This is a genomic window from Haladaptatus sp. HS23 (assembly GCF_056892285.1).
In genome coordinates, this window is sequence record NZ_JBXGLH010000021.1 from 41,914 (window position 1) to 62,735 (window position 20,822).

Below are 20,822 nucleotides of genomic sequence, written 5' to 3' on the forward strand. Positions count from 1 at the left end.
ATTCAACTTAAATTCCCATCTGAGATATGACTTCAGTGGTTCTTTCTGCCACATTCTTCCAGGTATAGTTTCTCGATGTTTCGAGGCACGCTTTATCCTGTAGATCCTCTGCTTTTCGCACACCATCGTGAAGGTCATTGGTAATCACACCACAAGTTTCATCAATAATTTCGGCTGCACCACATCCCTCAGTAGCGACAACAGGAGTACCGCAGGCCAATGACTCCAAAATAATATTACCAAATGCTTCAAAGTGAGCGGGATGAATAGTGGTGACGGCATCGCTATATATATGAGCCAATTCCTCTGGGGAAACTCGTCCGAGCGCCCTTGTGTTTGATTGTTTGACCTGTGAAGGGCCAACCATCCATACTTCATAAGGTGCATCTTCGGCAAATTCAAGAACCCTCGAAATACCTTTCCGCTCCGCATTTCCGACAAAGAGGATATATTCTTGCTGGTGTCTTTCTTTGCTTCGGGGGTAGAAAACATCTAAATCTACCCCGTTATGTATGACATCACACTCACATGAAACATTATAGTGGTTCTGCCATGCATCACGGCAAAGACTGCTCACAAAAATAGCGTGGTCCGATACGGACAGTGAACGTTGATCATTCCACCGCCGGGTCGGATCGACCAATTTATCGAGTGCTTTTTTGCTGGGACTTTGAGATGGCCGATATTTTCTTTCCTCGCGCTCACAGTCGTGATATTTGGTAACAGTAGGGATATCTAACGGAAACGGGATTGGAGTATGTAACAAAGCTACATCATAAGCAGAGGTGTTAAATTCGGCTAAAAAACGCCGGAGAGCAATTGAGAATCGAATATGGTGACCTCTGCGACTACCGAATGGAACAGTGTGGACATCAATATCATTTGGGCACAAATCCGAAGACACTTTTTCGCTTTCCGGACATTTTCCAGTGATCACAGTAACATCGTGGTCCAGTTTTCTCATTTCGTCGTATAGATACGAAAGATGATAAGAAATTCCTCCTAACACATGAGGTGGGAATTCACGCGTTATTACAAGCAGATCCATGCACAGGGATAGAAACTTATCGCTTATTAGCTTCTTGATTGCGTCCTATCTTACTCTAAAAAGGAACTTATAGGATGGTTGCTTAGCAACTAGTATCATACCAAACTCCATGATTCGGATAGGAATGAATGTAAGGGTCCTTTCGAAGCCCGAACCGACCGGAGTTAGTCGCTATACGTATAAACTACTTAATGCGCTAACTCAGCGCGATGATAATATCAAATATATCTTGTTTGGCATAGATTCGATCCCTGGCGATTTACAGTCAAACAAGTGCCCAATAGAAATTGGAAACACATCACCAGACCACAGCGGCCTTCGCGCACATTCCTGGGAGCAATTAACACTCCCGCGGGTGATTTCCGATCACGATTTGGATATCTTTCATACACCTGCAGGCCAGCCACCAATTCTATCGAAAATTCCACAAGTAACGACAATTCACGATATCTCACCAATAACTCACCCTGAATGGTTTTCTCGAAAGTACGCATTATTCTACCGAACACTGACTCCCCTTGCAGTTCGCGTTTCTAACCAGATTACCACGGTATCAAATTTTGCTCGTGATGAGATAGAATCCCAGTATTCCAGTGCGAATGAAAAGACTGTCTCAATTTATAACGGTGTGGAACCACCTCAAGAAGTAACCAAATCAGTGGGACAACTTAAGCCGGAAAATTTCCTCATCTCCGTCGGAGCAGCGAGTCCTCGTAAAAATCTAAAAAGGTTGGTTCAGTCATATAGTATGTACCGCAACGAAGTAGACGATCCAGTTCCATTAGCTCTCGTAGGCCCAACCCGTGATGTTCTCGCCACTACAAATCTTCCCGAAGTAGATGGGGTTCGAGCACTCGGCTTTGTTACTGACGAGGAGCTTGCATGGCTATACAATAACGCAACTGCTCTCGTTTACCCCTCTCTCTACGAGGGTTTCGGGCTACCAATTCTCGAATCCATGTCCGTGGGTACCCCCGTCATCACCTCAAACTGTGGAGCGATGGCTGAAGTCGCAGGCGATGCGGCTCAACTTGTTGATCCATCGGATACCCATGATATTGCTCAAGGCATAGAACAGGTAGTGAAAGACGCGACTCTTCGAAATGAACTACGAGAGCGAGGGAGAGATCGTGCTAGCAAGTTCACATGGGAACGAACTGCCCGAGAGACCATTGAAGTATATCGATCGGTTATACAGCTTTAAGAGAATTCGCCGATGAGGGGTTATTAGCCTTGTCTACTACGACAAACATCCTCCAAGTGAGTAAATTTTACTATCCAGACATTGGAGGTATCGAACGTGTTGTGCAGGCAACGTCCGAGGGCGTAACCGATTCGGACTACGCCACACATGTCCTCGCATCATCCTCGAAGGGAAAAGGGGAACAGACGACAGTTAACCGAATACCAGTGACCAGAGCAAGCAGTGCTGGAACCCTCATGTCGACATCAATTGCACCCACTTTTCCGTTACAGCTGGCACGGCTGCGGCGCGACGCCGACATTGTTCACTACCATCTCCCGAACCCGCTTGCCGTACTATCGGATTTTCTTTCACCATCAGGTGACGAAAAAATCGTTGTTACATATCACAGCGATATCATCAAACAAGTGAAAGCACTCCAGTTCTATCGTCCGCTCCTTCATCGATTTCTCGATCGTGCAGATAAGATCATAGTAACCTCACCTAACTTGCTCAAATCATCAGAACATCTTGCCCCATATGAGTCGAAATGCACAGTCGTTCCACTCTCGATTGATCTCGATGAGTATGAAACCTTACCTAGCAATAAACAGGAAATACCGGTTGACCCTGACCGGCCGATCCTGCTATTCGTTGGGCGACTTAACTACTACAAGGGTATCGAGTATCTCATCGATGCGATGGATACCGTGGACGCAACGCTACTAATCGCAGGAAGTGGAGACCGTCGAAATGACCTCGAGAACCGTATCAAGCAACAGGGGATCTCGGAAAAAGTCCGTATGCTCGGGTACGTACCGCGCGATCACCTCCATCATTTATACGATGCCGCCGACCTCTTCATACTCCCATCAGTGGAACCGAGCGAAGCGTTTGGCATTGTCCAGTTAGAAGCGATGGCGTACGGAACGCCAGTCATCAATACAGATCTCCAAACCGGAGTTCCATGGGTCAGTAAGGATGGTAAAACTGGATTGACCGTCCCACCGCGCGACGCCACAGCACTCGCCGATGCAATGAACGAACTTCTCTTGGACCCGGACAAACTTCGAGAATACGGTGAAAACGCCGATAATCGAGTGCGGAAAAAGTTTTCACAAGAGAAGATGGTGGCGAGTACAGAGGAAGTGTACCGCGAATTGCTTGATTAGCGTTTTAGACCAAATAAGATCCAAAACAGCACCACTACTATTCATCGTTGGATTACGATTTTTATATCCTGTACAATAACACTCCCACCAGAACATGTGTAACCGACAATTCCCTTCGTGAAAGCGTCAAAGTAAAGCAATTCCATCGAGAAACGTCGTGACCATTGAGCGTTCCAGTGATACTCTTGTTGAGACCCCATTCAAATAAATGTATTATAGATTCACCCAGCGAATGGCATGGATTTGAATATTGTTTTCAAAATTTTGATGGATTCAGGTGTTTTCATCGATGCTTACTAAAATAGATAAAGGAATACACTAAACTATTAGCTTCCAGGGCTCTTAGAATCGCCACAGAATGGAAAAAAGTCCAGTGATTATGAGTCGAGAATCAATTAAACGGAGTCTTAAACGTTCCAAGCTATTCAAGACAATCGCCAAGCCTTTTTACTATCGATATCAGGGTTACCAAGCGAATCGATCCCACCAACCGCCAAACGAGACGTTTCGGCGCTCGTCCAATGCACCCCATCACATTTTATTTGTAGTCATTGACGCACTCAGACCGGATCATATACCTGACCTCCCGCTTGAATTTAGCAGTGCGATTTCTCCTGCAACATGGACGTTTCCAGCAGTTACGAGCTTACAAACGGGTTTGTACCCGCATCAGCACGAAGCGGTAGCTCATACGAAGAATGAAAAGAAGAGACATCTAGCAATTCCAAAACAAACCGACGCTACACCGATTCTCTCCAATTATCTAGAAGCTGCAGGCTACGAAACGTATGCTGGATGTGCCTTCATGATGCCGTTTTTAGCCTTACAGGGGTGGTATCAATCCCATCGAGTGTATGGAGATGCCTCTGCGGAACGGGTACTTTCCGATTATACGAAATGGAGAACGGGACGAGAAAGAACCTTTGCGTATGTACACTTGGGTGACCTACATATCCCCGTCCAACCACCTGGAGATTACCTCGAAGAGAGGGGCGTGGATATGGACATCCAAGATATTAGAGGGTTTGGGGGGTACGACGGGACTGGCACACAGAAGACGGGATTCGACGAATTTCTCGAACAGAGGCTTCGTCTCTCACGAGCTGCACTCGATTACGTTGGTGACCAAATTCAAAATCTGCTCGCTGCGTCCCCAAATACCATGGTCGTTCTCACAGGAGACCATGGAGAAGCATTCTGGGAACATTGTGAACTAGATCGCGAGTTTACACATTCACAGCCGAATTATGGTGTTGGCCACGGAGGGACGCCATTCGATATGGTTGCACGTGTTCCACTCGGAACGAACGCGCCACAATTGTTGCCTCGGAGTGGATGGGCAAGTTCCCGTGACATCCCACACACTATTCTGGCAGATGTTTTATCATCACCTCCAGAGGAGTTACCTGGACATAATTGGTCTGAAAAAATCCCCGAAGACAGAGCAGTGCTTTGTGAGGGTGTCCGGTACGGATTCGAACGGAAGGCCGTTTACGCAGGTGGCCGGAAGTTGATTCAATCTGCTGGGAACAACATGACGCTAACAGCGGATGTCAAAACCGACGTGGCAGGAGACAGCTTCGTTCCAATGAGGAAAGAAGAGATCGAGAAATTGGAAAAACACTTTCCGGATTCATGGGATTCGAAAGATGGTGAGAGCGCTAGCGAAATGGTAAAGGATCAGTTGGAGGCACTCGGTTACACGTGAATTTCTAGTAAATGCAAGTTGGAACAGAGAGAAGTGTTCTTGGTATTGCCACAAATCAAACCAGTCACTAATCGTTGGACAGTGAATGAAACGGACGGTGGATGAGACGAACGATGCAATCATCTGTACTAATAGTGAACCACCGGGACTGTTTTCTGTAAGCAATCCCAAGCCCTTACAGTAAAAGTAGATGCGTCATATTCTCCATTTACTCCTTTGGGAAAGACCGGGTAACCGTTCGAGATCGACGCAAAGCATCTAAGTAGAGGCTGATTGATCCAGTTATCACGACGATCTGTTTCTGAAAGGAAAAAGAGATTGTGTCCAACAGAGGACTATTTCTAGACGGAGGGGACAAATTTTACGAAAGAAGGGTTATTCAAACGACGTGCTGTCAGCGCTAGTTGCTATAGCGACTTCTTCAGCCATAGAAAGAGAGCAGTGTGATGATTTCGAAACATAATTCTACTCCAAATGGTTGCCAAATACGCGACTCATTAGATATCGATATTGGCTGATTTGGCGACTTTACCCATTAGATTATATATCGAATCAAGGACTGAATTGAATTCAGATCTTTTCACTAATCCCAACGGAACAAGGATCATCAGTAATAGGACAACCCCAGCAAATGAGACAGCCATTATCTTAAACAAAGGATTTAGCTTGATGATAGAACTGATTCCTCCTAACAATAACGAGAATAATAAGAATGCAACAATAAGTTTTACTACCAATTTATCATCGCTGAGTTCCATTTCTGTATAATAGAATATCGTCGCATTAGATATGAAAATGACACAGTAGGATATCGATGTCCCAATTGCAGCACCGAGTGCACCATATTTGGGAATCAGCAATAGATTCAGCACCGTATTGACGAACAATGCAAGGACAGATCCGATCTGAGAATATTTGATCCATCCTGTCGCCTGGAGCGCAGGAGATATCACCCTAGTAATCCCTAACAATATCGTACCAACCAACAGGATTCGCATAGGCATCGAGGCAGAGAGGTAATCAGGGCCGAAATAGAGTTGAAGAAATTCGTTGCTCAAGTAGAATACACCTACACCAGTAAGGAAAACAAAAATTGAAACGAACCGGATCGATTTCGTTAACACATCGTTGATTCTTGCAGCGTTATTTGAAGAATAATTGAAAGATATGTTTTGCAATAATACGACTTGTATCGCTGAAGGTATGACCCAAACTAACTCTGCAGAGAGGAGTGCAGATTTGTAGATAGCAACAGATTCAGAATTGGTGAAAATACCCATTAAAATAATGTCGGTTTTATACAATAGCATAGCTGCAACACCTCCAATTGCTTGAAGAGAACCATATCTAAGAAGTTTACTTGTACGTGGCTTGCTCACTGCGATATTGATTGAAGTGATTCCTCCTGTTTTATTGGAGAGAACGATTCCATACAAAGAAGCAAGAAAGAACGAAAGAGCAAATCCAATTAACGCTCCCGTACTCCCCCCAACTAATCCACCAATCGCTGAAAAGATGAGATATAACATATTTCGCACGATTTCGATCTTGGTAGATATCTGTTCCCGTTGAATTCCATGAAACAGAGACCTCGAGATTTGATATATGTTCCCGGAGACGACCCCAAACACGAGAATAAGTGCTATCTTGGGTGCTGGTGCTCCGAGGTTTACATTCAACGTGAGTATTATGAGGAGAGCCACAATTGAGATGGCAACACCACTGACTGTAGTAAAAACCACACCTATCGAAAAATAGTCACTGATTAAGTTTTTATCGTCAGTTTCTGCTATATGTTTTCTCAACGAATCAAAAAGTCCTAGCATGCTTACTAAGCGAACGATACCGAAAACGGCGACAACAAAAGTAAAGACACCAAACCCGGACTGTCCTAAAACGCGAGTGAGTAACGGAGTAACAATAAAACCGGACCCCAGCAAGACAAACTTTGAAATTATTACAAAACTCGCAGATTCTAGAAGAGTATTTCGCTTGGATTTCGTCATCCATGGACTCATCCATCGGGAGGCTTATTAACTTCTGCGCTTTCGTATCACATACGAATGGGCACAAAGTTTGTCATAACAGGGTTTTACGGTGCCGAAAATACAGGAGATGAAGCCATTCTTCAATCCGTCATTAATATTTTAAAGACAGAATATACCAGTTGTGAGATAACAGTTCTGTCGTACAATCCTGAAGAGACGGCAGAAAAATATGGGGTAAACGCGATTTGGAGGCCAAATATCGGACGAGATATCGTGAACATCGATTGGTTGTCCATGATTACGGCAGTGAACGAAGCCGATGCAGTCATCATAGGAGGTGGTGGATTGTTTCAGGATAATCACTCATTCCTAACGGTATCCCGCTATCTCCAGACAGGCTTCTTGGCCCAAATACTAGATACTCCAGTCGTAGTTTTCTCAATCGGAGCGGGACCCATCGAAAGTTCCATAGTTAAAAAGCAAATCGAATCGGTCGTGGGACGTTCGAATACAATCACTACCAGAGATGAATATTCAAAGAAGGTCCTACAGGATGCGGGTATCGAATCAGAAATCGTAGTATCGGCTGATCCAGTTTTCTCCTTAACAAAGGACGAGAGGGGGCACCAGATCATAAATGAACTGGTCGACTCCGCTCAGTCAAAACTTCTTGGCGTCTCATTACGGGATTACGAATTGAATGGTAAGGACAAGCAACAAATAGCTTCGTTCTTGGATACTCTATCATCCGAATATGAGATTATATTTATACCGTTTGGAAAGGGGAGCAGTACGGAAGCAACAGATTATGAGGTATCCAAGCAAGTAGAATCAGCGATGAATACTAGCAGCCATGTGATAACAAAAATATATGAGCCGGAAGAGATTATGGGTATAATCGACAGAATGGATTTTGTAGTCGGTATGCGCTTACACAGCGTGATAATGGCTGCTTCAGTAAATAAACCCGTTCTCGGGATTTCATATAAGCCAAAAGTAAAATCTGTACTGAGACGGCTCGGCTACAAAGAGGACATGTATCTAACCGTCGATGGTGGAATCACTTTCGAGGATTTGTCTACATCATACGATAAAATATGTGAAAACGAGCAGGTTTTACAAGAATATACTCAAATGTCAGTAGATGGATTCCAAGAAAAGGTGTCTGATTCACTCACCGATATCGAACACGAAGGGATTGATACGAGCGAAAAAATCACCGCAGGGTTTGAGTTCCTATCAACTACAGCCCTATTGGGAATCTTAGAACTAAAACGAACAAGATTATAAACCGGTTAAAGAGGAAATAGAATAGTACACCAAGCGTGAGTACGTTACTGTTGTTATTTATACCCAAGCGCTTCGAGTCGTTGATCGATATCCTCGTTCGGTGCGTCCGGCTGGGGTGTGGACTCCTGCTTCGGAGTATTACGTTCAATCTGCCTTCTATTCTCAAAAGGAAGTTCTAGCCACGGGACTTTCACTAACGGTTCAGCCGTCGAGAAGTCCGGATGTCCATATCGAGGTTTCTTTGGGAAGTTAATGCGATGGGGCTTTTCTCCTAACAAATTCCCGTGATCAGAGGTTACTACTGTTTTCCCCTCGATTTGCTTGGCTAGTTCTATAACGTACGGTAACACCTCTTTCAGGCTTTCTGCATATGCTTTAGTCACAGTTTCGACAGAAACCTTGTTCTTTTCGAGAGCTTCCCAAACATGTGTAGTATCTTCAGATGGATCCGTATCCGCGGACTCGCCAAGCGCAGTTTTTCTAGATTTTATATTTCCATTAAAAGAGGAGAAATTTTCTTCCGCAGTTTGACCCAAAAACGGGTGGTGTGGTTGCATAAAGTGAACTACGAGCCGTTTGTCCGGATTCTCTTGATATTCTTCGATGGCAGTTTCAACCATCGTTTGGGGAAGAACGGTACCGGTGTCTTCATCCCAACCCTCCTTCCAAACATTTACTAGATTATAGAACGCTTCTGAGGCATGAATGCTAACGTAGGGATTCGAGGTCACATAACACGTGTCAAAAAACTCTTTGCCGGTGAAATTATTTAGAACGAATTCCTGTGTTGCAGATCCTTTAGAACGTTTCGACGTTAGATCCCCCTCCAAGTTTGAAACGTCTTTAAATAAATCAAAGCGGCAAGCATCCAATATGATCAAATTGTCCCACTCTTCGGACATGATATCACATCCAAACATTCGGTTTTGGAACGTTCCGGACTGTTTTCTAAGTTCTTTCGCGATTTTTTTAGGCTTTGATATACCTGAAATTATCTGATCGGTAGTGTACATTCAAATTTTAAACTCCTATTATGCCGTAGTCACTACTTATTTTTAAGCTTATCCATAACCAACCGACATCGTATAATAAAAGAAGTAACACAACGGAGTCAGCTATCGTGATAATTTTCATTGTAGTAGAATTTATTAGTTAGACCCTGTCAATCCGAGCAGTAACGTACTGTAGAGGCACGTTAAAGGCCTTTTTTCACCATGATATCGGAGTTAAATATCGATGAACTCGATCCACAATCTACTTTATCAACGAGGGGCGAATCCTCGCTTATGCAAGTTTTGTTAGTAACACCTGATTATCCACCACCACCAGGGGGCATACAAACGGTTACAGTCAATCTCGAAACAGGACTTCGAAAGCAAGGTCATGAAGTCGAAGTACTACAACTAGATCCAAGTGATCGTAATTGGTCGAAGGCACGGATTCCAAAGACACGGTGGATTTACGGTTACAACAGCCTCACCACAGGCGACGGTCTGTTTTTTGAAGATGAATATCAAAGGAGTGTGGCAAAAATAAATGAATATAAACCGGACATCATTCATTGTCTTCATATTAAGAATCTACCGGCATTGGTAGCTGCAAACGAATACAATGTGCCTTCCGTATTGACTATCCATGCATTGGAACTCGAAAACAAGTCACTCGCCAAAAGAGCATACGAATACGCCTCGGTGGTCCATTCAGTTAGTGAATTCACAGAAAACCTCTCAGACATACCGTCCGAAAAAAACAGATATGTAGCACCTCCGTCGATTGATCTCGGATCCTATCAAAAAGAAACAAAACACCAATCCGAGAATTCCTTGTCGCTCATTTCGATCGCACGGATGGTTGATCGAAAAAATGTGAAAACTGTAGTGAAATCAGTCAAATCTGCTAATGAGCAGGGGTTAGACTGTTCCTTGACTATTATTGGAGATGGCCCTAACCGTGCTGCAATAGAGGAAATGACACGAGACCTCCCCTTTATCGAAGTTTTGGGGTGGGTCAAGGAAGAAGAGAAGAATAGGAGATTGAGAGAATCTGATGTTTTTATCCTCACCCCATTAAAGGATGGATATGATGTCGAAGGATTTGGTATTGTTTATATTGAGGCGCAAGCAAGTGGTACACCGGTTATTGGCTCTAATAACGGAGGAATACCAGAAGCAATCGGAGATAGTGGTATTTTAATTGATGATCCTCGATCACACCGCGAAATAATTTCAGCAATCCGCCAATACAGTGATGAAACTACAAGAGAAAAATATACCAAAAATGCCGAGAAACGAGTACGTCAATTCGACCTATCCACGGTCTCTAACATTCACCTCCGTAATTATCTAGAACTACTTTAATAATAGAAAACACTTTGAAAAATGGTTGAACCTCAAGGACGAAGGATATCTGCACATCCCGTACACCCGTCTCTACTGGATTCGAATGAGCGAAGGTGAGGGAAAGCTCGATTATTCGCAATCGTGATGTCTTTTCTGTTCGGTTCTCGTGTTAACAGTCGAAATATCTGATGCTGTTCTTTAATGCAACCCACTCAACGGATGAAATATGAACTTTGACCCAACACAGAACCGCGAACGGACCGCTTGGTGGCTCATCTTCGGGATACTCGGGTTAGTTTTCGCCTTTATCCTTTACTCTTATGTTGGAACGATTGTCCTCGGACTATTCGTCTACTATGCGACGCGGCCAGTCTATCGTCGATTGAGCCATCGCATCCGACCACGTAGCCTCGCAGCAGGACTTGCGTTGGGAGTACTCGCTTTCCCTGGCATACTCCTCATCGCGTACACGGTATTCGTGAGTATTCGGCAATTGGGCGAACTCGCCGGGATCGACCTCGAGCAATATGAGTCATTGTTGGGACCATACGTGCAAAGCGTCCTCGGGCAGCAAAATCCCCAAGACGCAATCAATCAAATACTCTTGAATCCCCAGCAACTCACCCAGTATCTCGATCCTCGAACGGCAAGCGAGGTCCTAACGTCGGCCGGTGGGTATCTTGGTGCCGTCGCATCGGGGCTTTTGCATGTCTTTATCGCGCTCATTATCGCGTTCTATCTCCTTCGAGACGATCAAAAACTCGCTCATTGGTTTTCAACACAGATCAGCGGGGAGAACAGCGCAACGCACGCTTATTTGGCGGAGGTCGACACTGACCTCGAAACCATCTATTTCGGGAACATCCTGAACGCGTTCGTCGTCGCCATCGTCGCAGCCATCACCTACACGGCGCTCGATAGCGTTGCACCGCCGGAAGTAGGTATTCCTGCAGCGGTCCTCTTAGGGCTCTTGACTGGTCTAGGGAGTCTGATTCCCGTCATTGGCATGAAAATCGTCTACGTACCGATAGGTCTGTATCTTTTGGGACGGTCCCTCGTCACCTCTCCACAGTCGATCTGGTTTCCACTTGCCTTCCTTGTGGTTGCAGCGGTCATCGTCGACGGGTTGACCGAACTCCTGTTGCGGCCGTACATTTCCGGCCGAAATCTCCATGTCGGCCTTGTTTTGTTCGCCTACATCCTCGGTCCGCTCCTCTTCGGGTGGTACGGATTGTTCCTTGGCCCACTTCTGATGGTATTGTTCGTTCACGGCGCACGAATCATCCTCCCAGACCTTCTCCACGGCCGCGAGCTAACGCCGTTCGCAACTGCCGCGGACCCCATCCCGGATTCCGACGGGAAAACGACCGACGAGACGCCCTCAGCTGATACAGTCAATACAGATCCATCGGAAACCGACTCATCTATCGAATCAACGGACGGGGGGAATGAGTAAGGACTCGACGGACCCCCATCAGAACGGGGGAAACGACTCTTCGCCATCGATGTAGTCAGTATCGCAATCGACTCGGAAGTTCTCGGAACTCCCTTCTTTCTGTTTATGGTCATCAGACAACAGGTTTTCCCAATAATCGAGAGTTTTGAGACATTGGTGAGAAATCATAATCACCAGGTGTTCCTACACTCGTGTGACTGGGTCACTCGCGACACCGCTGAAACGACCGTTTGGTGCCACCTACGGTGACCCAGGGTGTATCACCCATGAACTCGAATTCCACACTGTGTGACGAAGGAACTGATGTAACCGTGTTCGACCGGCCGTCGTCCGAGATGGCTTCGGTGGTCACAGACTGGCGACGCCGTGCCGTCCTCACGTATCTCCGCGATCACGGTGCGGTGCAGTTGTCGAAACTCGCCACCCATCTGGCGCGGGAGAAAGCCAACGCGGAGGGACGAGGACCGACCCATTCCGATGAGCGGCGAACCCGCGTGACACTCCACCATGTCGATGTTCCGCTACTCGCAGATGCGGGAATGCTAACGTACGATACCGTTTCACGGACCGTCACGCCCACATCGACGGTCGACCGCCTCGGTGCCTCATTTTTTACTACTGAGTGATGCCGTCGTCACTGCAAACGATTCAAAGCTCGTGTGAAACGCTCACGTGCATTCCGACGAACGTCCAACCGTCCCGTTCGGCTAGTGTTCCGCTCCACCGGGTATTGAATTCGTGGCGCGTTTCGGTCAAGGTGTCCGTCCACGCCATGTCGACCATGTCGCTGAACCACGCGTAGTCTTCACGTTCGGTCACTCGCAGTTCGTGGCTCGTCACCGCCCAGTCCTCAGACCCACAGGTCTGTTCGCGCAATCCCTCCGCGACTGCCTCGAACCCGACGAGTCGCTCCGAAATCCCGAACTTGACCAGCGAGTCGTCCTCTGCGAAATATGGATAGAGCGGTTCGCCCTGACGAAGCGATTCGTAGTACTTTCGGACGGTGGCTTTGGCGTCGGTGTCTTTCATGAGGAACCTCCTCCGTCGAGTCCCAAAGGCGTTCTTCCCGCTCTCCGGACGGTAACACGTACTCGTGTCACTGATTCCACGGTGCGTCGTCGGGATCGATGAGGCGCTCTTCGCGCTCGATGGCGTCTATCGCTGCGATATCGTCTTCATCTAACTCCAGTTTCCCTGCCTCGAAGTTCTCCCGAAGGTGGTCTTCGCTCGACGTCTTCGGGATGGCGACCACGTTCTCCTTCGCAGCGAGCCACGCCAGCGACGCCTGATGAGGTGTTGTGTCGTGTTTCTCTGCAACCTCCTGAATCTCGTCAACTTCGGTCACTTCCCCACGTGCGATCGGCGCGTAAGCGACGAGCCAGTGGTCGTCCTCGCGCGCGAATTCATGGAGTTCCTCCTGTTGGAGCAGGGGGTGCATCTCGACTTGATGGGCGAATATCGGCGCGTCGAGGACGTCGCGTGCTTCGTCCAGTTGTTCGGGTGTGAAGTTGCTCAGGCCGACGTGATCGATTTTCCCGTCGTCGTGGAGTTCGTCGAATGCCGAAAGGGTTTCCCCGGCATCGTACGTGTTCCGCGGCCAGTGGACGTACAATAGGTCCACGCTCTCGACACCGAGTCTGTCGAGGCTGTCGTCCGCACTCTCCAACACGTCGTCGTGTGCGAGTTTGTCGTCCCAGACCTTGGTCGCCAGAAAAACGTCCTCGCGCTCGATGTCCGCACGTTCGATACCGTCGCCGACGTGAGCTTCGTTGTCGTAGGCCTGTGCGGTGTCGACGTGACGATAGCCGATTTCCAGCGCAGTGGAAACGATGTCCACACACTGCTCTGGGTCGGTGTTTTTGTACGTACCGAGACCGATGTTCGGGAGTTCGTCCATACGTTTCGATGGGGGGAGCCGCTTGTGAAAGATGTGGCCGTTTCGTCGTCACTCGATTTCGCGCTCTCGGTGGGAAAATTCGCCTTGAAACCTTAGTGTCGTATTGGATGGCCTGAAATCCCATGGTGGGATTCTCGCGTCGAACCGTGCCCATCATAGTGGTGTACGACAACGGACACACAAATGACCACCAACCCGTCGGAACGACTCTCCTTTTCGGACATCGAACAGGCCATCGAACGGCTCGACGACCCCGAAGTCGTGAAGCGGACACCCGTCGAACGGAGTACGTCCCTCGACGAGCGAACCGGCGGCGAGGTTCACCTCAAGATGGAACACCTCCAGTGGACGGGGTCGTTCAAAACGCGCGGCGCGTACAACAAAATCGAACGCGACGTCGTCGGGACGGACACCGGCCGCGTCGTCGCGGCGAGCGCCGGTAATCACGCGCAGGGCGTCGCGCTCGCGGCGACCAAACTCGGCATCGACTCCACAATCGTCATGCCGAAGACCGCTCCGCAAACGAAGATAGACGCGACGAGGGGCTACGGCGGCGAGGTCGAACTCGTCGGACAGGACTTCCGAGAGGCGATGAACCACGCACAGAGCCTCGCGGAGGAAGGGTCCGCGGAACTCATCCACGCCTACGACGACCCGGCCATCATCGCCGGACAGGGAACGCTCGGCGTGGAGATGTACGAGGACCTCCCGGACGTCGATACCGTCGTGGTTCCCATCGGTGGCGGCGGCCTCATCTCCGGTATCGCGATGGCGTTCGCCGAACTGTCCCCCGAGACGCGAATCGTAGGCGTGCAGGCGACGGGTGCCGCGACGGTTCCTGACAGCCTGGACAAGGGGATTCCGAAGACGCTCGATTCCGTGGACACCATCGCCGACGGCATCGCGACCGGCGGCATCTCCGAGTTGACACTCGGGATCATCGAAGATCACGTCGACGAAATCGTCACCGTGACGGACAGCGAAATCGCACGGGCGGTCCTCTTCCTGCTCGAACGGTCGAAACAGGTGGTCGAGGGTGCCGGTGCGGCCTCCGTCGCGGCCATCATGGGCGAACTCCTTGACGTCGAGGGGGAAACGGTGATGCCGTTGCTCTGTGGCGGGAATCTCGATATGACGATGCTCCAGACCGTGTTAGTGCACGCACTGACGAACCGCGAGCAACTCCTCCGCCTGCGAGTCCGTATCCACGACCAACCCGGCAAGATGCAGGAGGTGTCCGGCATCATCGCGAGCCATGGCGCGAACATCCGTAACGTCCGACACGACCGTTCGGCACCCGAACTGGACGTCGGCGAAGCGTACCTCGTCTTTCAGGTGGAGACGAGTGGTGCCGGACAAGCGCGGAACATCATCCGTTCGATACGCAGTCACTCCTACGAAGTCATCCACGTCAACTCCTGACACGTCCGAAGAGAGTCTATCCACGACAGTGATTCGTTCCTCGGACTCGGAAGTGGAAGCGGTAGCGGGAGTAGTGGGGTGGAGCGAGCAATAGAGCGTCCGTTCGACCTGCTGACGGCGGCGAGGACAACTGACGCCCGCAACGGTTCGGTTCGACATACACCGTTCCTGTTCAGTTTCTTCTTTCTTGACAAGGATCGTTATCAAAAACGGTCGTCGAGAAGCGGAACTAGAATACCAGATATAGTTGTCGACACCCGGTCAGACGCCGGGTTACACACGAACGCCCCAGAAGAACGCAATCCCGAAAACGGTGACGACCGATAAGAGCAACTGCAACGGAGCTCCGACGCGGAGGAAGTCGGAGAACGTGTATCCACCCGGCCCGTAGACGAAAAGGTTCGTCTGGTAGCCCACAGGTGTCATGAACGCTGTCGATGCTGCGAACGTCACCGCCAACACGAACGCGAAGGCGTTTGCCCCGATCGACTGCGCAGCACTGGCAGCGACAGGAATCATCAACACGACGCTCGCATTGTTGCTGATGACGCTTGTTAGCAGGCCGGTCGCGAGATAAAACACCCACAGAACGCCGATTGCCGGAAGAAATGTCGCCGTTGAGGCGACGGTATCACCGAGAAGTGCAGCAGCCCCCGTTTTCTGGAGAGCGATTCCGAGCGGAATAACGCCCGCCAAGAGGAAGATGACGTTCCACTCGATGGATGAATAGAGTTCGGTCGGTTTGAGAACGCCAGTGAAGACCATCGCAACCACCCCTGCCAGTGCCGAGACGACGATGGGGATGACGTTCAGCGCTGGAAGCGCGACGACGCCGGCGATGATGGCGATTGCGAACGGAATTTTTTCCTTCCGATACTCGATTTCGTCGAATTCGTGGGCGACGATGAAGTCCTCGTTCTCGACGAGTCGAGTCAGGCTGTCGGGTGGTGCCTGTACCAATAGCGTGTCGCCGACGCGGATGCGAATGTCCTCGAACCGGTCGCGAACCACGTCACCACGGGTTCGAAATGCGAGAACATTCGCATCGTACCGTTGTCGGAACGTCGAACTCGCAAGGGTCTCACCGACGAGAAACGACCCCGACGGAACGACCACTTCGACGAGAACGGGTTCCGTACCTCCCGAATGGAGGTCGTCTTCAGTCCGGGGACCACCCGCCAACACGAGTCCTTCAGCGTCCATAATACGCGTGAGTGTCTGCCGATTCGTTCTGAGTCGAAGGGTGTCGCTCTCGTGAATCTCCTTGCGAGCGAGTGGTTCGGAGAAGCGTTCCCCGTAACGAATCAGTTGTAACACGTCGATATCGAAATCGTCGTTCCCGAGGGCTTCCTCGACGGTCTGCCCGATCAACGACGAGTTCGCGGGAACGACGACGTCCGCGAGATATTCTTGGAGGGCATACTCCTCGACGAGGTCCTCCTCGGCAGGAATCCGTTTGGGGAGCAGGTAAACGCCGACCGTCATGAGATAGATGGCTCCGATCGAGAATACGACGACACCGAGTTTGGTGAATTCAAACATTCCGAATGAATGCAATCCGAGACCGGGTGATTCCGCACCGATTTGGGCCGCGATATCGCTCGCGAGAATGTTTGTCGACGTTCCGATGAGCGTCAACGTTCCTCCGAGCATCGAAGCGAAGGACAACGGCATAAGCAACTTCGACGGTGATGTTTTCCCTTCGTGTGCGAGATCGGCTATCACGGGGACTAATATCGCGACGACAGGCGTATTGTTGATGACGCCGGAAACCGGGCCGGTGACGCCGATGGTCGCGGCGAGTTGTTTGCGCCGATCCGTCCCCGCAAACGTGGCCATCTTCCGACCGAGTAGTTGGACGATACCGGTTCGGTTGATACCGGTACTGAGAATGAGCATCGCCAGCACGGTGATGGTTGCTGGGTTGGCGAAGCCGGAAATGCCCTCGCGCGCGGATATCCGTGTCCACGGTTCGAGAATCATCAACAGGACCATCACCAGGATGGCGGTAACGTCAATCGGAAACCACTCGGTTGCAAAGAGAACAAGAGCGAGGAGAATAAGTGCGAAAACGACGAGCATATCGCCCGTCACCGAGGTTGAAGCCACACTCTGGAATACCAGAGTCAGCTCAATTAAGGACATACGAAAAGGAGACTGGCGAAAGGAAAAAGGCTGTTGACATCCTTCCCGCCCTGAAAGGCGAGGATTCCCACAACGTCGGTCGCTGGTTGGGATGTTTACGGTTTGCACACCGACGAGGTACTGGCCATGCCACGTGGCCGTTACTCCTATTGACCGTACTACTCACGCGTCTGACAACGCAACGGTGGATTCGGAGGTACTTGGGTGTGTACCGTCGGTACCCAATCTATCCTGACAGGGTACCGTCGAGCCTCGATTGAGAGGCCCGAATTTGTCCGATCGTCCTGGTATTGGCGCGGACATGCCGCGTCGGGTGAGAGTAGAAACAACGGGAAAGTACCTAAGATTGTATCGCGCACCGAATGTGAACAAAGGCGGCGATTCATTTCCGCGCTTAAGGGCGAGGCTTTCTCGCCTGAATCCACGTAATCTAGCCTCACTGTTTTTGGCAGCTCCGTGGTTCCCGTGTCGTATGGGGTGTACACATGGAGGGCCGTATTTGACGACGAATGTCGGACATGGTTTTATCACTGGAGTGCCGACTATCCGTATGTCGCATTACGAAGCCGTCTTCAAAATCGATTCAAAACCCGACGCGGAAGCCGTCAGATTCCTTATAGAACGGGTTTACGACTCTTTGCGAGAGGAAACACGAGAACGATCCAAAAACGGAACCGGTTCGAACGAGATGCTCGAACAGTTCGAGGCTATCCGCGACGCAACCAGACACTCCGCACCGGGCACGCTGACTATCCACTACGACCAACAGGACGACGCGTTCGAGGTCTGAACGGCCGTTTCACTGTTCTCTATCTCGACTGATCTGTAGATGTATTGTGCAGCGTGACCGAGTACCGGAATACAGAATTTCCAAAACCGAAGAAAGTGGTCTGAGTACGTCACGGATTCGGTATTGACGTTCCCCGAACCGACTGCAATGGGCTCGAATTCTAGCTATTCGAGAGATATGCTGTCAAGTCTGTCGTCGTGATGACGCCGATGACCGCTTCCCCATCGACGACAGGGACGTGATGAAACCCGTGTTCGATTATCATGTCCGCCACTGTTTGAATGGCTTCGTCTGCGGTGGTCGTGATGACGTCCGTACTCATCGCTGTGGAAACGGTTGCATTCGGGTCGGGATTTCCGTCTGCGATCACCTGGGTGAAATCAGTCGCGGTGAGGATTCCTTCGAGACGGTCGTCATCATCGACGACGATGACCGAACCGATATCGTGTTCGCGCATTATCTCCCCAGCGTTCTGGAGTGAAGTGTCGTCGCGTACGGTGCGTACTGGCGAAGACATAAGACTTCCGACAAAGACATTGTCCATTCAAATATATACTATCTCCTTGGGATTGACATCCTCCCGCGCCTGAAGACGCGGGAATCCCGAGCGTTAGGAGATTAAGGTTTGCAGTCTACCACCGAATCACGCGGTGAGAATCCGCGAGACAGGTCATGAAGATAGACTGATGACTGTGCCAACCAGCCGGTACTCCTATCCATCGATGAATCACCGACAGACTCGGAGTTACTTTTGTTCAAATCACGCCGGATGTTCTCCGCACCATTCACATCCGCGTTAAACGCCGCATCACAATCCTCGCACACGTATAATCCGCGCTCAACACGCTGACTATCGTCCTTCTTCCCACACATACAACACGTCTTGCTCGTGTCTCTCTCAGACACCTCCACGACTTCAATTCCCTTCACTTTGCCTTTGTATTCGAGGATGTTCGTGAAGCGATCGAACGCCCACCCATGAAGGTCGAGGTTCCCATGTTTTCCCCAGTTCTTCGAATCACCATTCTCCTCCTCGCGAATTCCTTCCAACTTACCGACGTTGATACGGCCAACATCGTGTTCCACACACTGTTCAACAATGTGTTTCGCTAAAGCATGGAAGAAGTGAGAACGGCGCTCGCCACGCTTGTGATTCAACCGGGTCGCTCGCTCACCGTGCGACGTGTCGCACTTTGCAACCTCTTTCTGGAAGTAATACTCGTCCTGTTTCAGACGATTCCCCGGATACAAGTCGGCATCTTCGGTGCTGTATGCAACAGCGGCAAAGTTGCAGATGCCAAGGTCAATCCCTGCAGTTTCCTCACCGGGTGGTTCCGGGGTTTTCATCTTGACTTTGCAGACAAGATGAAGTTCCCATCGACGCTTCGCTTCGTCGTAGACAGCGCGCGCTTGCTGAATGTTCTCAACAATAGCGTCGTCTCGTGTTTCGTATTCGATGAGAATGTATTCACGAGCGTGGGGTGACGATTTGTGGTTTTTGCCTTTCGAGAGGCGGATCTTGTTGTGTTTGGCGTCGTGCTTGATGCCTTGTTGTTTCCATGTGATGGTGCTTCGCGGGTGTTCTTCGTGGACACGGTTACCGTCGTTGTCGTAGTAGTTGCGTTTGCGGTAGCCCGGCACGTTATCCCGATTGTCTGAAGAGCCGTACCATGAGTTGAAGGCTTCATCGAGTTCCTCCAGAACTCGCTGACTGGACTGACTGTGCAGTCCTTTGTATTTGGGGTGGCCTTTCAACTCGGCTTTGAGTTCTCCATCATCAGGGATTTCACCGGTTTCGTCCCATGCGTTTCGGGAGTAGTAGTTGGCGACATTCCAGAGTTTGCTTGCACTCCACCCGTGGTGGTCGAGTGAGTCCTCTACCTGTGAGTGGTTGAGGATTTTCGCTCGATAGGTGCGGTGGATATTCATGCTGGAACCGCTGTACATAAACGGTGTACGTGATTGAATGTAAAACCGATGTTTATGAGTGAATCTCCGGCAGTGCTGCTATGGGCTGATGGTGTCGTAGAGTGACGGTGCGTATCCACGGCCTGAAGGCCGTGGTAGTGCACCTGCTCCGCGTATAAGGATTGTCGCCGTCAGATCGATGCCTCTTCCGACTATCACTCATCGATTTGGCCCACGGAGGGTGGGAACGTCGTTTCCAACCGTACAATGAGCTTTATCTGTGCTTCGCTGTCCCTTCAGGCACTTTGTGAGGCTACTCGCCGCGAGTCAGGGATGTTGAACGGGTTGTTCTTCACCCTCCTCACGTTTAGGCTGTTCAAGCGCGTCCTCGACGGGAGCTATAGTAACCGTTAGAACTTTTCACTCAGAGACTGTTGCAAGAGATCGTGAATCATCTCGACGAGATTTCCGTCGAA

At 49.7% G+C, this 20,822-nt stretch carries 17 protein-coding genes; 9 read left to right on the forward strand and 8 right to left on the reverse strand.

What is annotated here, in order from left to right; all coding sequences use genetic code 11:
* Positions 1–7 precede the first annotated feature (7 nt).
* On the reverse strand, positions 8–1,048 hold the full coding sequence (locus AC1XDK_RS27965; protein WP_483353298.1) for a glycosyltransferase family 4 protein: 1,041 nt from the start codon (positions 1,046–1,048) through the stop codon (positions 8–10).
* 124 nt (positions 1,049–1,172) lie between these two features.
* Between AC1XDK_RS27965 and AC1XDK_RS27970 the strand changes: the two genes are divergently transcribed.
* From AC1XDK_RS27970 to AC1XDK_RS27980, 3 genes are all read left to right on the forward strand, one after another.
* The gene (locus AC1XDK_RS27970) at positions 1,173–2,252 is read left to right on the forward strand and encodes a glycosyltransferase family 4 protein (protein WP_483353299.1); all 1,080 of its coding nucleotides are present in this window, start codon (positions 1,173–1,175) and stop codon (positions 2,250–2,252) included.
* 56 nt (positions 2,253–2,308) lie between these two features.
* Positions 2,309–3,403: a glycosyltransferase gene (locus tag AC1XDK_RS27975; protein ID WP_483353313.1), complete on the forward strand. Its 1,095-nt coding sequence runs from the start codon at positions 2,309–2,311 to the stop codon at positions 3,401–3,403.
* A gap of 379 nt (positions 3,404–3,782) precedes the next feature.
* The gene (locus AC1XDK_RS27980) at positions 3,783–5,111 is read left to right on the forward strand and encodes a sulfatase-like hydrolase/transferase (protein WP_483353314.1); all 1,329 of its coding nucleotides are present in this window, start codon (positions 3,783–3,785) and stop codon (positions 5,109–5,111) included.
* Positions 5,112–5,608: 497 nt separating this feature from the next.
* On the opposite strand, the gene AC1XDK_RS27985 is transcribed toward AC1XDK_RS27980, so the two are convergent.
* On the reverse strand, positions 5,609–7,117 hold the full coding sequence (locus AC1XDK_RS27985) for a flippase (RefSeq protein ID WP_483353300.1): 1,509 nt from the start codon (positions 7,115–7,117) through the stop codon (positions 5,609–5,611).
* A gap of 57 nt (positions 7,118–7,174) precedes the next feature.
* On the opposite strand from AC1XDK_RS27985, the gene csaB reads away from it, so the two are divergent.
* Positions 7,175–8,389, forward strand: a complete 1,215-nt coding sequence (gene csaB, locus AC1XDK_RS27990; protein ID WP_483353301.1) for a polysaccharide pyruvyl transferase CsaB — start codon at positions 7,175–7,177, stop codon at positions 8,387–8,389.
* Positions 8,390–8,442: 53 nt separating this feature from the next.
* Here csaB and AC1XDK_RS27995 read toward each other — a convergent pair whose 3' ends face one another.
* Positions 8,443–9,402: a sulfatase-like hydrolase/transferase gene (locus tag AC1XDK_RS27995; protein ID WP_483353302.1), complete on the reverse strand. Its 960-nt coding sequence runs from the start codon at positions 9,400–9,402 to the stop codon at positions 8,443–8,445.
* Between the two features lie 201 nt (positions 9,403–9,603).
* Here AC1XDK_RS27995 and AC1XDK_RS28000 point away from each other — a divergent pair, with 201 nt between their 5' ends.
* From AC1XDK_RS28000 to AC1XDK_RS28010, 3 genes are all read left to right on the forward strand, one after another.
* A complete protein-coding gene (locus tag AC1XDK_RS28000; protein WP_483353303.1) occupies positions 9,604–10,746 on the forward strand; it encodes a glycosyltransferase family 4 protein in 1,143 nt (380 codons plus the stop codon).
* 208 nt (positions 10,747–10,954) lie between these two features.
* Positions 10,955–12,184: an AI-2E family transporter gene (locus tag AC1XDK_RS28005; RefSeq protein WP_483353304.1), complete on the forward strand. Its 1,230-nt coding sequence runs from the start codon at positions 10,955–10,957 to the stop codon at positions 12,182–12,184.
* Between the two features lie 266 nt (positions 12,185–12,450).
* Positions 12,451–12,810 carry a DUF7344 domain-containing protein gene (locus tag AC1XDK_RS28010; protein WP_483353305.1) on the forward strand — a complete coding sequence of 120 codons (360 nt, stop codon included), beginning with the start codon at positions 12,451–12,453 and terminating at the stop codon, positions 12,808–12,810.
* Between the two features lie 22 nt (positions 12,811–12,832).
* Here the strand turns inward: AC1XDK_RS28010 and AC1XDK_RS28015 are convergent, their stop codons facing one another.
* The gene (locus AC1XDK_RS28015) at positions 12,833–13,213 is read right to left on the reverse strand and encodes a nuclear transport factor 2 family protein (RefSeq protein WP_483353306.1); all 381 of its coding nucleotides are present in this window, start codon (positions 13,211–13,213) and stop codon (positions 12,833–12,835) included.
* 67 nt (positions 13,214–13,280) lie between these two features.
* Positions 13,281–14,081: an aldo/keto reductase gene (locus AC1XDK_RS28020; RefSeq protein ID WP_483353307.1), complete on the reverse strand. Its 801-nt coding sequence runs from the start codon at positions 14,079–14,081 to the stop codon at positions 13,281–13,283.
* A gap of 183 nt (positions 14,082–14,264) precedes the next feature.
* Here AC1XDK_RS28020 and ilvA point away from each other — a divergent pair, with 183 nt between their 5' ends.
* Positions 14,265–15,503 (forward strand): threonine ammonia-lyase, encoded by a 1,239-nt coding sequence (ilvA, locus tag AC1XDK_RS28025; RefSeq protein ID WP_483353308.1) that lies wholly within the window; start codon positions 14,265–14,267, stop codon positions 15,501–15,503.
* Positions 15,504–15,776: 273 nt separating this feature from the next.
* Here the strand turns inward: ilvA and AC1XDK_RS28030 are convergent, their stop codons facing one another.
* Complete coding sequence (locus AC1XDK_RS28030; protein ID WP_483353315.1) at positions 15,777–17,585, reverse strand: SLC13 family permease; 1,809 nt, start codon at positions 17,583–17,585, stop codon at positions 15,777–15,779.
* Between the two features lie 613 nt (positions 17,586–18,198).
* Between AC1XDK_RS28030 and AC1XDK_RS28035 the strand changes: the two genes are divergently transcribed.
* Positions 18,199–18,438 carry a hypothetical protein gene (locus tag AC1XDK_RS28035; protein ID WP_483353309.1) on the forward strand — a complete coding sequence of 80 codons (240 nt, stop codon included), beginning with the start codon at positions 18,199–18,201 and terminating at the stop codon, positions 18,436–18,438.
* Between the two features lie 160 nt (positions 18,439–18,598).
* On the opposite strand, the gene AC1XDK_RS28040 is transcribed toward AC1XDK_RS28035, so the two are convergent.
* Both AC1XDK_RS28040 and AC1XDK_RS28045 read right to left on the reverse strand, forming a co-directional pair.
* Positions 18,599–18,982, reverse strand: coding sequence for a CBS domain-containing protein (locus tag AC1XDK_RS28040; RefSeq protein ID WP_483353310.1), 384 nt, complete (start codon positions 18,980–18,982; stop codon positions 18,599–18,601).
* A 74-nt stretch (positions 18,983–19,056) separates the two neighbouring features.
* Positions 19,057–20,367, reverse strand: a complete 1,311-nt coding sequence (locus AC1XDK_RS28045) for an RNA-guided endonuclease InsQ/TnpB family protein (RefSeq protein WP_483353311.1) — start codon at positions 20,365–20,367, stop codon at positions 19,057–19,059.
* Between the last annotated feature and the right edge of the window lie 455 nt (positions 20,368–20,822).